Origin of the sequence: Bradyrhizobium sp. KB893862 SZCCT0404 (assembly GCF_018130885.1) — a bacterium.
In the GTDB taxonomy this organism is placed as follows: domain Bacteria; phylum Pseudomonadota; class Alphaproteobacteria; order Rhizobiales; family Xanthobacteraceae; genus Bradyrhizobium; species Bradyrhizobium stylosanthis.
In genome coordinates this window covers 89,222-105,128 of the sequence record NZ_JAFCLT010000016.1, presented here as the reverse complement: position 1 = coordinate 105,128, position 15,907 = coordinate 89,222, and the positions used below count along the sequence as shown (strand labels likewise).

10 protein-coding genes are annotated in these 15,907 nt (G+C 65.6%); 7 read left to right on the top strand and 3 right to left on the bottom strand.

Annotation, left to right across the window (positions count from 1 at the left end):
• The first annotated feature begins 80 nt into the window (after positions 1 to 80).
• From JQ617_RS37665 to JQ617_RS37650, 4 genes are all read left to right on the top strand, one after another.
• Entirely contained in the window at positions 81 to 734 is a 654-nt protein-coding gene (locus JQ617_RS37665) for an ABC transporter ATP-binding protein (RefSeq protein ID WP_212030761.1), read from the top strand.
• The gene (locus JQ617_RS37660) at positions 731 to 3,193 is read left to right on the top strand and encodes an FtsX-like permease family protein (protein ID WP_212030760.1); all 2,463 of its coding nucleotides are present in this window, start codon (positions 731 to 733) and stop codon (positions 3,191 to 3,193) included. The genes JQ617_RS37665 and JQ617_RS37660 overlap by 4 nt, the downstream gene beginning before the upstream one ends.
• Positions 3,183 to 4,265, top strand: a complete 1,083-nt coding sequence (locus JQ617_RS37655) for a lipocalin-like domain-containing protein (protein WP_212030759.1) — start codon at positions 3,183 to 3,185, stop codon at positions 4,263 to 4,265. The genes JQ617_RS37660 and JQ617_RS37655 overlap by 11 nt, the downstream gene beginning before the upstream one ends.
• Before the next feature lie 85 nt (positions 4,266 to 4,350).
• Positions 4,351 to 4,740, top strand: coding sequence for an MAPEG family protein (locus tag JQ617_RS37650; RefSeq protein ID WP_212030758.1), 390 nt, complete (start codon positions 4,351 to 4,353; stop codon positions 4,738 to 4,740).
• A gap of 162 nt (positions 4,741 to 4,902) precedes the next feature.
• Here the strand turns inward: JQ617_RS37650 and JQ617_RS37645 are convergent, their stop codons facing one another.
• The 3 genes from JQ617_RS37645 to JQ617_RS37635 all read right to left on the bottom strand — a co-directional run bounded on the left by JQ617_RS37645 (position 4,903) and on the right by JQ617_RS37635 (position 10,733).
• A complete protein-coding gene (locus JQ617_RS37645) occupies positions 4,903 to 6,096 on the bottom strand; it encodes an ABC transporter substrate-binding protein (RefSeq protein ID WP_212030757.1) in 1,194 nt (397 codons plus the stop codon).
• A gap of 276 nt (positions 6,097 to 6,372) precedes the next feature.
• The gene (locus JQ617_RS37640) at positions 6,373 to 9,537 is read right to left on the bottom strand and encodes an efflux RND transporter permease subunit (protein WP_212030756.1); all 3,165 of its coding nucleotides are present in this window, start codon (positions 9,535 to 9,537) and stop codon (positions 6,373 to 6,375) included.
• Entirely contained in the window at positions 9,534 to 10,733 is a 1,200-nt protein-coding gene (locus JQ617_RS37635; RefSeq protein ID WP_212030755.1) for an efflux RND transporter periplasmic adaptor subunit, read from the bottom strand. Before JQ617_RS37635 ends, JQ617_RS37640 begins: the two co-directional genes overlap by 4 nt.
• Positions 10,734 to 11,185: 452 nt before the next feature.
• On the opposite strand from JQ617_RS37635, the gene JQ617_RS37630 reads away from it, so the two are divergent.
• From JQ617_RS37630 to JQ617_RS37620, 3 genes are all read left to right on the top strand, one after another.
• Positions 11,186 to 12,340: an iron-containing alcohol dehydrogenase gene (locus JQ617_RS37630; protein ID WP_212030754.1), complete on the top strand. Its 1,155-nt coding sequence runs from the start codon at positions 11,186 to 11,188 to the stop codon at positions 12,338 to 12,340.
• A gap of 17 nt (positions 12,341 to 12,357) precedes the next feature.
• Positions 12,358 to 13,908, top strand: a complete 1,551-nt coding sequence (locus tag JQ617_RS37625; RefSeq protein ID WP_212030753.1) for an AMP-binding protein — start codon at positions 12,358 to 12,360, stop codon at positions 13,906 to 13,908.
• Positions 13,909 to 14,288: 380 nt separating this feature from the next.
• On the top strand, positions 14,289 to 15,887 hold the full coding sequence (locus tag JQ617_RS37620) for an ABC transporter substrate-binding protein (protein WP_212030752.1): 1,599 nt from the start codon (positions 14,289 to 14,291) through the stop codon (positions 15,885 to 15,887).
• Positions 15,888 to 15,907 lie beyond the last annotated feature (20 nt).

Below are 15,907 nucleotides of genomic sequence, written 5' to 3'. Positions count from 1 at the left end.
TTGAAAGCCAACGCAACCCCGGCATTTCCACGGCAGGTGTGCTACGCAGCATTGAGTTAATTCCGTCCGGCGCATCAATCTTGCTGAGCATTCGAAACCTCTCAAAGTCCTTCTCCTCGGCCGGCGAGCCGGTCCATGTGCTGCGCGGCGTCGACCTCGACCTCAAGGCCGGCGAGCGGGTCGCGCTGACCGGCGAATCCGGCAGCGGCAAGAGCACCCTGCTGCACCTGATCGCCGGGTTGGATGCCGCCGATGGCGGCTCGATCCGGCTGGAGGATATCGAGGTCACAAAACTCTCGGACGCGGGGCGCGCCGGCTTGCGGCGCGACCGGATCGGGCTGGTCTTCCAGCAGTTCAACCTCATCCCGAGCCTGTCGGTCGCGGACAATCTGGCCTTCCAGGCGCGGATCGCCGGCCGGCATGATGCGGCGTGGTCAAAAGAGCTGATCGAGCGGCTCGGGCTCGGCAGTCTCCTCAAGCGTTATCCGGAGCAATTGTCGGGCGGCCAGCAGCAGCGGGTCGCGATCGGCCGGGCGCTGGCGACAAAGCCTTCGCTGCTGCTCGCGGATGAGCCGACCGGAAATCTCGACGAAGATACCGCCGAGGACGTGCTGGCGCTGACGCGCGACCTCGTCGCGCGCACCGGCTGCGGCTTCCTGATGGTGACGCACAGTCTGCATCTGGCCGGCACGCTCGACCGTCACCTCACCCTGCATGCGGGACGGATCGCATGAGACGCGCGCTCTGGGTCCTCGCCGTGCTCCTGAGCCATTGGCGGCGGCACAGGATGCAGTTCGCGACGCTGCTGATCGGGCTGATCGCGGCGACCGCGCTGTGGAGCGGCGTGCAGGCGATCAACCAGCAGGCCCGCAATGCCTATGACCGTGCCGCGGCGACCTTTGGCGGCGCGCGCACCGCGATGCTGGTGGCGCCAAATGCGGCGACGTTTCCGCAGGAGCTGTTCGTCAAGCTGCGCCGGGAGGGCTGGCCGGTATCGCCCGTGCTGGAGGGACGCATCCAGGTCAATGGACGCTCGGTGCGGCTGCTCGGCATCGAGCCGGTGACGCTGCCGGTCGATGTCGGCAACGCGCCGCGCCTTGGTGCCTCGGATTTGCGCAGCTTCGTCGCGCCGCCGGGCCAGACATTGGTGTCGCGGGAGACGCTGAGCGATCTGCAGGAAACCGAAGGTGTGGCGCCGCCGATCAGCAGCGGCGCCAAGCTGCCGCCGTTGCACGTGCTGCCGCAACTGGTGCCTGACGTGCTGGTGGTCGACATCGGCGTGGCCCAGCGCCTGTTGAACAAGCCGGACCAGGTGTCCCGGCTCCTGATCGGCAAGCCGAAGGGCAAGCCGGCGCCGCTGCAAAGCGTCGTCGGCGAGCAGCTGCAGCGGGTTGAGCCGAACGCGGAGACCGAGCTGGAGCGTCTCACCGACAGTTTCCATCTCAACCTCACCGCCTTCGGCCTGCTGTCGTTCTTCGTCGGCCTCTTCATCGTCAACTCGGCCGTGGGCCTTGCCTTCGAGCAGCGGCTGCCGATGCTGCGGACCTTGCGGGCCTGTGGCGCCTCGGCGCGGCTGGTGAACACGGTGCTGGTGGTCGAGCTGGTGGCGCTGGCGCTGGTCGCGGGTCTGATCGGGCTGGTCTGCGGCTATTTCATCGCGGCCGCGCTGTTGCCCGATGTCGCGGCGTCGCTGCGCGGGCTTTATGGCGCGCAGATCCCGGGGCAGCTCTCCTTGCGCAGCGAATGGTGGCTCGCCGGCATCGGCATCAGCGTTGCCGGCGCGCTGGTTGCGGCGGCGACCAGCCTGGTCAAGGCGATCAGGATGCCGGTATTGGCCACCGCGCAGCCGCGCGCCTGGCAGCAGCGGCAGCGCCGCTGGCTGGTCCTGCAGAGCCTGGCGGCCTGCGCCGTGTTCGCGGTCGCGCTGCTGCTGCTCCATTACGGCGTGTCGCTGATCGCAGGTTTCGGCGTGCTGGCGGCGCTGATGCTGGGTGCGGCGCTGATCCTGCCGGCCTTCCTCGAGATCATCCTGCTGATCGGCCAGCGCACCGCGCGCGGGCCGCTTGCGCTTTGGTTCTGGGCGGACAGCCGGCAGCAGCTCTCCGGGCTGTCGCTGGCGCTGATGGCGCTGCTGCTCGCGCTCGCCGTCAATGTCGGGGTGTCCACCATGGTGGAGACGTTCAGCCGCACCTTCATCGGCTGGCTCAACGGGCGGCTTGCGGCCGATGTCTACATCAGCGCCTCCGACAACGCGCAAGGCGTTGCGATCCGCAACTGGCTGCAGCAGCGCGGCGACGTTCAGGCGATCCTGTCGGGCGGCCGCGCCGAGACGCAAGTGCAGGGCCAGCCGGTGGAATTGCTCGGCCTGCCCGATCATGCGCTCTATCGCGAGCGCTGGCCGCTGCTGGAGGCCGCGCCGCGCGCCTGGACGCAGCTCATACCGGGCAACGCCGCCTTCATCAGCGAGCAGCTGAGCCGCCGCCTCAACGTCCGCGTCGGCGACGTCATCGCGGTGCCGGCGCCGGGCGGGACCTGGGAGCTCGACATCGTCGGCATCTATGCGGATTACGGCAATCCCAAGGGGCAGCTCGCGGTGAACGTCGCGGCGCTGATCCGGCAATTCCCGCAGACGCCGCAAACGCGGATCGGGCTGATCGTCGCGAAGGAGAACATCCCCGGCCTGATCGCGGCCCTGCAGAAGCAGTTCGCGCTCGACGACCGCAGCGTCGCCGACCAGGCGACGGTGAAGGCGGAATCGATCCGCATCTTCAACCGCACCTTTGCGGTCACATCCGCGCTGAACGCGTTCACGCTCGGCGTCGCCGGCATCGCGCTGCTCACCAGCCTGCTGACGCTGGCGAATTCGCGCCTGCCGCAGCTTGCCCCGTTGTGGGCGATCGGGATCACGCGGCCGCGCCTTGCCGCGATCGAATTGACCAAGACGCTGTCGGTGGCACTGTTCACTGCACTTCTGGCGGTGCCGCTCGGACTGCTGGTGGCGTGGTGCCTGATCGCGATCGTCAATGTGAAGGCGTTCGGCTGGCGGCTGCCGTTCCATGTGTTTCCGCTGCAGCTGATCGAGCTGGTCGCGGTGGCGCTGCTCGCTTCGCTGCTGGCCGCACTGCTGCCGATGCTGCGGCTGGCGCGGATGCAGCCGGACAATCTCGTCAAGGTGTTTGCCAATGAGCGCTGACGGGATCTCGCGGCGCGCCTTCGCCGGCGGCATCGCCGCTCTCGCGCTCGCGCGCCGGGCGCAAGCGCAAGGCTATGCCGGGCTCGGCGAGACCGCCGACGGCTTTGCGAAGGTGACGCCGGGGAAAACGTTCACCTTCCCCGGAGATCACGGGCCGCATCCGGAGTTTCGCATCGAGTGGTGGTATCTCACGGCGAACCTCACGGACGGGAGCGGCGCTCCTTGCGGCCTGCAATGGACGCTGTTCCGCCAGGCGGCACAGCCGGGTCCGCAAGGCGAAGGCTGGGCCAACCAGCAGATCTGGATGGCGCATGCCGCGGTGACGCGCGCCGGCACCCATCGCTTCAACGAGCTGTTTTCGCGCGGCGGGATCGGGCAGGCCGGCGTCACGGCAAAGCCGTTTGCGGCCTGGATCGACGATTGGGAGATGAAGGGCTCCGAGCGCACCGACGATCGCACGCTCGCACCGCTGACGCTGAAGGCCTCCGGCACGGATTTCAGTTACGCGCTGACGCTCGACGCCGATCGCCCGGTGGTGCTGCAGGGCGATCGCGGCTTCAGCCGGAAGTCGGAGCGCGGGCAGGCGTCGTATTACTACAGCCAGCCGTTCTACCGCGCTCGCGGCACGCTCACCATCGACGACAAGCCGGTCGATGTCACAGGGCAAGCCTGGATGGACCGCGAATGGAGCAGCCAGCCACTCGATGCCGACCAGACCGGCTGGGACTGGCTGTCGCTGCATCTGTCATCCGGCGACAAGCTGATGCTGTACCGGCTGCGGCAGAAGGACGGCAAAGACTATCCGTTCGGCAACTGGATCAGCGCGAGCGGCGAGACGCAGATGATCGCGGGCGGCGACATCCAGATGATGCCGAAGGCGACGGTCGAGATTACCGGGCGCAAGCTGCCGGTGGAATGGCAGATCGCGATCCCCTCGCGATCGTTCTCGATCCTGTGCAAGCCGCTCAATCCGAACGCCTGGATGGGAACAGGCTTCTCCTATTGGGAAGGGCCGATCAGCTTTGCCGGCACGCATGACGGCGTTGGCTATCTCGAGCTGACCGGGTATTGAGGCGCGGTCTGGATTCTTGTTTGACGCGTTTTCTTCACACGAACCGGTATCCACTTCGCTCGAAAACGCCTGGGGGAAATTCGCGATGTATCACCTCACCGCCCTCGTCACGCTACTGGCGCTCGCATTTTATCTCTTTGTCACCATCAACGTCTCACGCGCGCGGTCGAGGACGGGCATCAAGGTGCCGGCGACGTCGGGCCACCCGGATTTCGAGCGCGCCTTCCGCATCCAGGCGAACACGCTGGAATGGCTGCCGATCTTCGTGCCGGCGCTCTGGCTGTTCGCGATCTATATCAGCGATGCCATTGCAGCCGGGATCGGCGCGGTGTGGATCATCGGCCGCATCGTCTATTTCATCGGCTATTCGCAGGCCGCCGCAAAGCGCGGCCCGGGCTTTGCGATCCAGGCGCTCGCGGCGCTTACACTGTGGGCGGGGGCGCTGGGCGCGGTGGTGGTGCGGCTGGTGAGGTGAGACCCAAGCTGCCGTACACGCACGCTTGTCCCGGGCGCGGCGCAGCGTGTAACGCTGCACCGCTGAACCGGGACCCAGTCGGGCCTCGACGTTTGGAGAAGCATGGGTCCCGGCTCTGCGCAGCAGCGTTTCACGCTGCAGCGCGTCCGGGACACGAGAGGCTTACTTCGTCAGCGGGCAGCCGCTTTCCTTGGCGGTGAAAAAGGCCTTGTCGCCGGGGACGGTGGCGAGCAGCTTGTAATAGTCCCAGGGCTTCTTCGACTCCGAGGGCTTCTTGACCTCGAACAGATACATGTCGTGGACCATGCGGCCGTTCTCGAGCACCTTGCCGCCCTGCGCGAAGTCGTCGTCGACCGGCAGCTCCTTCAGCTTCTTGGCGACGGCATCCGGATCCTTGGTGCCGGCGGCCTTGACGGCCTTGAGATAGCTCAGCGTCGCCGAATAGGTGCCGGCCTGGATCATGTTCGGCATCCGCCCGGTGCGCTTGAGGAAGCGTTCGCCGAGATGACGCGACTTGTCGTTGACGTCCCAGTAATAGGCCTCGGTCAGCACCAGGCCTTGCGCGGCCTGCAGGCCGAGTCCGTTCACCTCGGCGAGCGTCATCAGGAGGCCCGCGAGCTTCTGGCCGCCGGAGACGATGCCGAATTCGGACGCCTGCTTGATCGAGTTGGTGGTGTCGAGGCCGGCATTGGCAAGGCCGACGATCTTCGCCTTCGAGCTCTGCGCCTGCAGCAGGAAGGAGGAGAAGTCCGAGGAGTTGAGCGGCACGCGCACCGAGCCGACCACCTTGCCGCCATTGGCGGTGACGATCTCGCTGGTGTCCTTCTCCAGCGCGTAACCGAAGGCGTAGTCAGCAGTGAGGAAGAACCAGGTGTCGCCGCCGGCCTTGGTCAGCGCGCCGCCGGTCCCGACACCGAGCGCGCGGGTGTCGTAGGCCCAGTGGAAGCCGTAGGGCTGGCAGGCATCGCCGGTGAGGCGCGAGGTCGCGGCGCCGACGACGATGTCGATCTTCTTCTTTTCCTTGGAGAGCTCGTGGATCGCGAGCGCGACCGAGGAGGTCGTCAGCTCTGTGATCATGTCGACGTTCTCGACGTCGTACCAGCGCCGCGCGATCGAGGTGGCAAGGTCAGGCTTGTTCTGATGGTCGGCAGTGACGAGCTCGATCTTCTGGCCGAGCACCTCGCCGCCAAAATCCTCGATCGCCATCTTGGCCGCTTCGACCGACCATTTGCCGCCGTAATCGGCATAGACGCCGGACTGGTCGTTGAGGATGCCGATCTTGACGCCTTGCGCGGAGGCCGGCGCTGCCAGCAGCAGGGCCGAGGTTGCGACGGCGGCCAAAAGGGCTGATTTCATCTGTGAGCTCCCAGCAGTTTTCTGTTTTGAAATCGCGCGGATACTAGTGAACAACCCCGCCCCTGCCCATCCATTGCATGTTGGTCGTTAGTATGAAGTGAGCCTGCCACAAGGATGGTGTCGTCCCGGCGAAGGCCGGGACCCATACGCCGCAGCAGGGGTTTTACGGAGGCTCGGAGTTACCGGCTCGCCCCATACCTCTTCCTGGGGTTATGGGTCCCGGCCTTCGCCGGGACGACACTGTGATTGTGGAGACGCCGATAGCCAGAAGCGGCCTTACGCCACCGCCTCCGGCTTCTTGTCCTGCCGCCCCTCGGCCAGGTTCCGCACCACCACGTAGAAGATCGGGGTGAACAGCAGCCCGAACAGGGTGACGCCGATCATGCCGAAGAAGACGGCGACGCCGACGGCCTGGCGCATCTCCGAGCCGGAGCCGGTCGAGACCACCAGCGGCAGCACGCCGAGAATGAACGCGAACGACGTCATCAGGATCGGCCGCAGGCGCAAGCGGCAGGCCTCGATCACGGCCTCAAGCCGTGGCTTGCCTTCCTTCTCGATGTCGCGCGCGAACTCCACGATCAGGATCGCGTTTTTCGCCGCCAATCCCACCAGCACGACGAAGCCGATCTGGGTCAGGATGTTGACGTCCTGCCCCATGATGCGCACGCCGACGGTGGCCGCGAGCAGACACATCGGCACGATCAGGATGACCGCGAATGGAAGCGTCCAGCTGCCATATTGCGCGGCGAGCACGAGATAGACGAACAGCACGCAAATCGGGAACACAAGCAGGCCCGCATTGCCGCCGGTGATCTGCTGGTAGGACAGATCCGTCCATTCGAAGGTGAAGCCGCTCGGCAGCGTATCGTCCGCGAGCTTCTTGATGGCGTTGAGCGCGGTGGTCGAGCTGGTGCCCGGCGCCGGCTCGCCCTGCAGTTCGGACGCCGCATAGAGATTGTAGCGCGCGACCCGGTCGGGGCCCGAGACGTCCTTGAACTCGACCACGCTGCCGAGCATCACCATGTCACCCGAGGCGTTGCGCGTGCGCAGACGCGAGAGGTCGCTTGGTTCCTTCCGGAATGGGAAGTCGGCCTGTGCGGTGACGTGGTAGGTGCGGCCGAACAGGTTGAAGTCGTTGACATAGGTCGATCCGAAATAGGTCTGGATCGTGTCGTTGATGTTGGCGATGGGCACGCCGAGCTTCTGCGCCTTGGTGCGGTCGATGTCGACGAACAGTTGCGGCGTGTTGGCCGAGAACGGCGAGAACACCGTCGGAGCGAGCAGCGCGTGCGATTTGCGCGCGGCGGCGACGAGCTCGTCGGTGGCCGCGGCGAGCATTTCGGGACCGCGGCCCTGCCGGTCCTGGATGCGGATGGTGAAGCCGCCGCCGGTGCCGATGCCGGGTACGGCCGGCGGTGGGATGACGATGATGAACGCGCCCTGGATCGCGGCAAGCCGCTTGCGCAGCTCGGCCGTGATCGCGTTCGCCGTGAGCCCTTTCTTGATCCGCGCTTCGGGCTCCTCGAACACCGGGAACAGCGCCGCCGCGTTGCCGGCCTGCGTGCGGGTGGCGCCCGAGAAGCCGGCGAAGGCGGCGACGCGGATAATACCCGGCGTATCCAGCGAGATCCGCTCGATCTCACGCACCACCTCGGTGGTGCGCGCCAGCGAGGCCGCGCCGGGCAGTTGCACCGAGATGATGACGTAGCCGCGATCCTGCGCGGGGATGAAGCCCTGCGGGGTGGTCACGATCAGCCAGCCGGCGCTGCCGATCAGCACGACGTAGGCCAGCAGCATCACCACCGAATGGCGGATGACGAAATTGGCGAGGCCGGCGTAGCCGTGCGAGAGCCGGTCGAATATGCGGTTGAAGACGCCGGTGAAGGCATTCCAGCCGCGCGCAACGATGTTCCAGGCGGCCGGCGGCCGCTTCTCCTCGTGCGGCGTCAGGATCAGCGAGGCCAATGCCGGCGACAGCGTCAGCGAGCAGAAGCAGGAGATCGCGGTCGCCACCGCAATGGTGACCGCAAACTGCTGGAAGAACTGGCCAGAGATGCCGCCGAGGAAGGCGGTCGGCACGAACACCGCGCACAGCACCAGCGCGATCGAGACCAGCGCGCCGCCGACCTCCTCCATGGTCTTGAGCGCGGCATCGCGCCGGCTCAAGCCGTGTTCGAGATGGCGTTCGACATTCTCGACCACGACGATGGCGTCGTCGACGACGATGCCGACCGCGAGCACGAGGCCGAACAGCGTGAGATTGTTGATGGAGAAGCCGAGCGCCGCCATCACCGCGAAGGTGCCGACCAGCGAGACCGGGATCGCGATGATCGGAATGATCGCGGGCCGCCATCCCTGCAGGAACACCAGCACCACGATGACCACCAGCAGCATGGCCTCGTAGATGGTCTTGATCAGCTCATGGACCGACTGCGCGATGAACTCGGTCGGGTTGTAGCCGATATTGTAGTCGAGACCCTTCGGGAAACTCTCCTTCAGCTTGGTCATGGTGTCGGAGATGTTCTTCGCGGTCGCGAGCGCGTTCGACCCCGGCCGCTGCGTCACCAGCATGGCGACCGCCGATTTGCGCAGCAGGAAGCTGTTGGTGGAATAGGCGAGCGCGCCGAGCTCGATGCGGGCGACGTCGCGCAGGCGTACCGTGCGGCCGTCGGAGCCGGCCTTGATCAGGATGTCCTCGAACTGCTTCTGGTCTTTCAGGCGTCCCGTGAAAACCAGGTTGGGCTGGAAGGCGCGGTCGGCGATCGGCGGCTCGGCGATCTGACCGCCCGCGATCTGCACGTTCTGGGCCCGGATCGCGGCCAGCACCTCGGTCGAGGTCAGGCCGAGATTGGCGATGCGGTCGGGATCGAGCCACAGCCGCATCGAATAGTCACGGGCGCCGAAGATCTGGATGTCGCCGACGCCGTCGATGCGCAGGAGCTGGTCGCGGACCTGCAGCAGCGCGTAGTTGGAGATGTAGAGCTGGTCGAAGGTGTCGTCCGGCGACAGCATGAACACGACCATCAGGATGTCGGGCGAGTTCTTGCGCGTCGTGACGCCGTTGCGCTGGACTTCTTCCGGCAGGCGCGGCTGCGCGATGGCGACGCGGTTCTGCACGAGCACCTGGGCCTTATCGAGGTCGGTGCCGAGCTTGAAGGTGACCGTGATGGTGAGCTGGCCGTTCGAGGTCGCCTGGCTGTAGAGATACAGCATGTCCTCGACGCCGTTGATCTCCTGCTCGATGGGAGCCGCGACCGTGTCGGACACGGTCTGCGCGGAGGCGCCGGGATATTGCGTGGTGACCACCACGGTGGGCGGCACCACTTGCGGATATTCGGACACCGGCAGCGTGGTGTAGGCGAGCGCGCCGACAATCAGCAGCACGATCGACAGCACCATCGCCAGGATGGGCTGATTGATAGAGAGACGGCCGAGATTCATGACTTGCCACCAGCCGGCGCGGTCTGCGGAGCAACCTTGGCGCCGACGCGGGCGCGCTGGATGCCGTTGACGATGACGCGGTCGTCCGGCTTGAGCCCTTCGCGGATCACGCGCAGGCCGTCGTCGAGCGGCCCGAGCACCACGGGGCGGGCCTCGACCGTGTCGTCAGGCTTGACCACGAAAACGATCTTGCGGGACTGGTCGGTCGCAACGGCCACATCGGGGATCAGCAGCGCCTCATAGGGCGCGCTGCCGATCAGGCGGACGCGACCGAACTGGCCGGGCAGGATCGACAGATCGGTGTTCTTGATCACGGCGCGGCTGCGCAGCGTACCGGTGGAGACATCGAGGCGGTTGTCGAGGAAGTTGATGGTGCCCTCATGCGAGGCCTTGGTCTCGCCGGCGAGCGTTACCTGCACCGGGTTCGCCGTGTCGCGCGAGCTCGGGCGCTTACCCTCGAACCACAGCTTGCTGTATTTGATGAAGGTCGCCTCATCCATGTCGAAATAGACGTAGATCGGATCGAGCGCGACAATCGAGGTCAGCAGCGTCGAGGTGCCGGTGTCGCTGCCCTGCACGAGATTGCCGGGGCTGACGAGATGGCGGCTGACACGGCCGGTGAGCGGCGCGGTCACATGGGTGAACTCGATGTTGAGCCGGGCGGCCTTCAGCGCGCCCGCGGCCTGCACTTCCGCGGCGTGCGCGGCCTGCAGAGCCTGGCGGCGCTGGTCGACGACCTGCTCGGAGACGGCGCTGGTCTGAACCAGGTTCAGGCCGCGGTCGAGCTCACGCTTGGCAAGCTCCACCTTGGCGCGGGCATCGGAGAGCTGGCCGTCCGCCTGCTCAGCCACCGCCTCGAATGGGCGCGGGTCGATGACATAGAGCAGGTCTCCCTGGTGCACGATGGCGCCGTCCTGGAATTCGACGGAGTTGACGAAGCCGCCGACGCGCGGGCGCACCTGCACCTCCTCGACCGCCTCGAAGCGTCCCGTGAACTCGTCCCAATCGGTGACGGTGCGCTTGACCGGCTGGGCGACCGTGACCGGCGCTGGCGGCGGCGCGGAAGCCTGCGAAGCCGGCTGGCCGCAACCTGCGAGCGCAAATGAAGCGGTGAGGAGACCCGCTAGCGCGTAATGCCTCGGCCTAACGAAATCGTGCTTTTTGACATATGGCTCGCTTCCGTCCGGTCCGGTCATCCCAAGTCCTCGCATCAAAAGCCGCGGAAAATGCAGGGTATTCGCCTGTTCGCGGGTCCTACAGGATGGGCGGCAATGATGAACTCTTCAAGACCCATGCACGCGCAATGCTTGGACAGACGCCCTGACCGGATGGCGGGTTGACAAGGGAGATAGCCGGCTGCGCACGCGACGATAAGTGGGCGAGACGCGAATGGACTTATTCGCGGGGTTCATGAATGGCGGGGTCGTTGAGCGCCTCCATTTCCGTCATGCCCGGGCTTGTCCCGGGCATCCACGTTCTTGGTGCCACGGGACAAGACGTGGATGGCCGGAACAAGCCCGGCCATCACGGTGCGGACGCTTGAGACGAGGGAGCGAAACGGCCAGCGTCTTCGCGCATGACGGACGCGGCGGGCTCGGCTAGACTTCCCCTCACAAAAACAAAGACGAATTGTCCGGGGAGGACAGGCGTGCACCAGGGACGTGTCGTTTACGGCGCGATCGAGGAGGTCGTGTTCGGCCAGCCTGCGGCAGGCGCGATCGTGGCACAGATGGACCGGCTGGACACGCACCGCGCCTTCCTGATGGTCTCGGGGACGCTGAACCGCCAGACCGACGAGATCACGAAGATCAAGGACGCGCTCGGCGCGCGTTGCGCCGGCCTGTTCGACGCCATGCCGGCACACACGCCGCGCGAGGCGGTGATTGCCGCCACCAATGCAGCGCGCGAAGCCGGCGCCGACCTGATCGTCACCGTCGGCGGCGGCTCGATCACCGACGGCGCCAAGGCGGTGCAGATCTGCCTTGCCAACGGCATCGACACGATCGACGGCATCGACCGTATCCGCGTGCACAAGGGCGTCGCACCCGAGATGAATGCGCCGGCCGTGCGCCAGGTCAGCGTACCCACCACGATCGCCGGCGGCGAGTTCAGTTCAATCGCGGGCGTGACCGACCGTAGCTCGAACGTGAAGCAGATGCTGCGGCATCCGCTGGCCGTGCCGCGCGCGACCATCCTCGATCCCGCCATGACCGTGCACACGCCGGAATGGCTGTTCCTCTCCACCGGCATCCGCGCCCTCGATCATTGCGTCGAGGCGATCTGCTCGCGCGAGACGCACCCTTACGCCGACGCGCAATCGGTCAAAGGACTTGCCATGCTCGCCGACGCGTTGCCGCGGGTGAAGGCCGATCCGTCCGATCTCGACGCGCGGATGGACGCGCAGATCGGAACCTGGCTGTCGATGGGGGCGCTCGCCGCCGGCGTGCCGATGGGCGCCAGCCACGGCATCGGATACGTGCTGGGGGCGGCCTTCGACGTGCCGCACGGCTACACCTCCTGCGTCATGCTGCCGGCGGTGATGCGCTGGAATGCGCGCGACAATGCCGAGCGGCAGGTCATCGTCGCGGCCGCCATGGGCTTCCCCGGCCGTGACGCCGCCGACGTGCTCGATGCCTTCATCCGCTCGCTCGGAATGCCGCGCAGCCTCGCGGACGTGCGCGTCGCGCCGGAGCATTTCGATGCGATCGCCGAGCAGGCGATGCGCACGAACTGGATCCCGCGCAACCCGCGCAAGATCGACGGCCCCGCCGATATCCGCGAAATCCTGTCTCTCGCCGCATGATCCAAGCCGGAGGATAGATGTACACTGGTCACCATGCCCGCCTGCGTCCGCTGCAGCCTGCCTTCATCATGGCCGCGACGGGCGAGACCGTTACCTATCGCGAGCTGGACGCGCGCAGCAATCGCCTCGCGCAGCTGTTCCGCAGGCAAGGCTTGAAGCGGCTCGACCACTACTCGATCTTCATGGAGAACAATTCGCGCTATCTCGAGGCCTGCGGCGCGGGCGAGCGCTCCGGGCTGTACTACACCTGCATCAACTCGTTCCTGACGCCGGGCGAGCTCGCCTATCTCCTCGTCAACAGCCAGTCGAAGATCCTGATCACGTCGATGGCCAAGCTCGACATCGCGCGCGAGGCGATCAAGGCCTGTCCCGACATCAAGCTCTGCATCGTCGCCGACGGTCCCGGCGAGAGCGACCGCATCGTCGGCCTTGCCGAGGTGACAGCCGACTTGCCGGCGACGCCGATCGCGGATGAGTGGCTGGGCACGGCCATGCTTTATTCATCAGGCACGACGGGGCGGCCGAAAGGCATCCTGCGGCCGTTGCCGGAGGAGCCGCCGAAGCACAATCTTCCGCTGTTCGATTTCCTCACCAAGCTCTGGCACTACCGCGAGGGCATGGTCTACCTGTCGCCGGCCCCGCTTTATCATTCGGCACCGCAGGCGGCCGTGAACCTCACGATCCGCATGGGCGGCACCGTGATCATCATGGAGAGCTTCGATCCCGAGCGCTATCTCCAGCTCGTCCAGCAATGGGGCATCACCCACACCCAGCTGGTGCCGACGATGTTCTCGCGCATGCTGAAGCTGCCGGAGGAGGTGCGACGCCGCTACGATTTGTCGTCGCTGGAGATCGCGATCCACGCCGCCGCGCCCTGCCCGGCCCTCGTCAAGGAGGACATCATCAAATGGTGGGGACCGATCATCCACGAATATTACGGGGCGACCGAAGGCCTCGGCTTTACCGCCTGCAACAGCGAGGAATGGCTTAGCCACCGCGGCACCGTCGGCAAGGTGCTGCTCGGCGACCTCCACATTCTCGACGAGAACATGAAGCCGTGCCCGACCGGCACGCCCGGACAAGTCTGGTTCAAGACCGGATCGCCGTTCGAATATTTCAACGACCCCGAGAAGACCAGGGAGGCGCGCTCGGCCGACGGCAGCATGAGCACGGTCGGCGATGTCGGCTATGTCGACGACGACCGTTTCCTCTACCTCACCGACCGCGCCACCTTCATGATCATCTCCGGTGGCGTGAACATCTATCCGCAGGAATGCGAGAATCTGCTGATCACCCATCCGAAGGTCGCGGACGCCGCGGTGTTCGGCGTGCCCAATCCCGATCTCGGCGAGGAGGTGAAGGCGGTGGTGCAACCGATGCCGGGCGTGCTGCCAGGCGAGGCGCTCGCCGAGGAGCTGATCGCGTTCTGCGGGCAACAGCTGTCGCGACAGAAGGTGCCGCGCTCGGTGGACTTCGAGAAGGAGTTGCCGCGGCTGCCGACCGGCAAGCTGTACAAGCGGCTGCTGCGCGACCGCTATTGGGGGAACAAGACGTCGCGGATTGTGTGAGGGCGGCAACCACACCCTCGCTGTCGTCCCGGACAAGCGAAGCGCAGATCCGGGACCCATAACCACAGGGAGCTGTTTGGCGAAGACTCGGAGTTGCCGGCTCGCGCGGCAGCTCCTTCCTGGGGTTATGGGTCCCGGGCTCGCGACTTCGTCGCGCCCCGGGACGACGGCAGAGTTTGCGGATGCGACTGCGCATTACACACCACAGGAACCGCCTTCGCACCTGCACTCTCACATTATGAAAATGTGAAAGGCCTGCGGCCTTCCGTCATCCGAATTGCGGAGAGTGCCGCCGCGCTTGCGGGTTGCCTCGCTGTGCTTGCCTCGGCTATCGTCCTGACAAACAGGCCACAAAGGCCGATTGTCCAGGGAGGACGAGGATGCGGAGCGTGCGGGCGCTCGCCGCGACGGCGGCGCTATCTTTGCTGGCGTTTTCGACCATTGCATTCGCCGGCGAGCCCAAGCAGGGCGGTATTCTGCGGATGTATCATCGCGACAGCCCCGGCAATGCCTCGATCCACGAGGGCGCGACCTACTCGCTCAATGTTCCCTTCATGCCCGTCTTCAACAACCTCGTCATCTACAAGCAGGACGAGGCGCAGAACAGGATGGACAACATCATGCCCGAGCTCGCCGAGAGCTGGGCCTGGGTGAACGACAACAAGACCCTGACTTTCAAGCTGCGCCAGGGCGTGAAATGGCATGACGGCAAGCCGTTCACGTCGGCGGACGTCAAATGCACGTTCGACATGCTGATGGGCAAGTCGCAACAGAAGTTCCGGCAGAACCCGCGCAAGACCTGGTACGAGCAGGTCAACGACATCTCCACCAACGGCGATCTCGAGGTCTCGTTCAACCTGAAGCGGCCGCAACCCTCGCTGCTGGCGCTACTGGCCTCCGGCTATACGCCGGTCTACCCCTGCCACGTCTCGCCCGGCGACATGCGCACGCATCCGATCGGCACCGGGCCGTTCAAGTTCGTCGAGTTCAAGGCCAATGAATCGATCAAGCTGACGCGGAACACGGATTACTGGCGCAAGGGCCGTCCCTATCTCGACGGCATCGAGTTCACCATCATTCCGAACCGCTCGACCGCGATCCTCGCCTTCGTCGCCGGCAAGTTCGACATGACGTTCCCGACCGAGGTGAGCATTCCGCTGCTGAAGGACGTGAAGTCGCAGGCGCCGAACGCGGTCTGCGTGGTGGAGCCTAACAACGTCGCGACCAACATCATCGTCAATTCGAGCGCCCCGCCCTTCGACAACATCGATATCCGCCGCGCCATGGCGCTGACGCTCGACCGCAAGGCCTTCATCTCGATCATGTTCGAGGGCCAGGGCGACGTCGGCGGCACCATGCTGCCGCCGCCGAACGGCCTGTGGGGCATGCCGAAGGAGATGCTCGAGACCATTCCGGGTTACGGCCCCGACGTGAAAGCCAACCGCGAGGAGGCCAAGAAGCTGATGCAGAAGGCCGGCTACGGGCCGGACAAGCATCTCGCCGTCAAGGTCTCGACCCGCAACATCCCGGTCTACCGCGATCCCGCGGTAATCCTGATCGACCAGCTCAAGAGCATCTATATCGACGGCGAGCTCGACGTGGTCGAAACCGCGAACTGGTTCCCGAAGATCGCGCGCAAGGACTACATGCTCGGGCTCAATCTGACCGGCAACGCCGTCGACGATCCCGACCAGTCCTTCTACGAGAATTATTCCTGCGGGTCCGAGCGCAACTACACCAACTACTGCAACAAGGAGATCGAGAAGCTGTTCGACGTGCAGTCGCAGGAGACCGATATCGCCAAGCGCAAGAAGCTGGTGTGGGACATCGACAAGAAGTTGCAGGAGGACGTCGCACGCCCGATCATCTTCCACGCGCGCACCGGCTCCTGCTGGCAGCCTTACGTGAGGGGCGTGACGATCATGTCGAACAGCTCGTATAATGGCTATCGCTACGAGGACGTCTGGATGGACAAGTAGCGCAGGCTGACGGGTTCGGC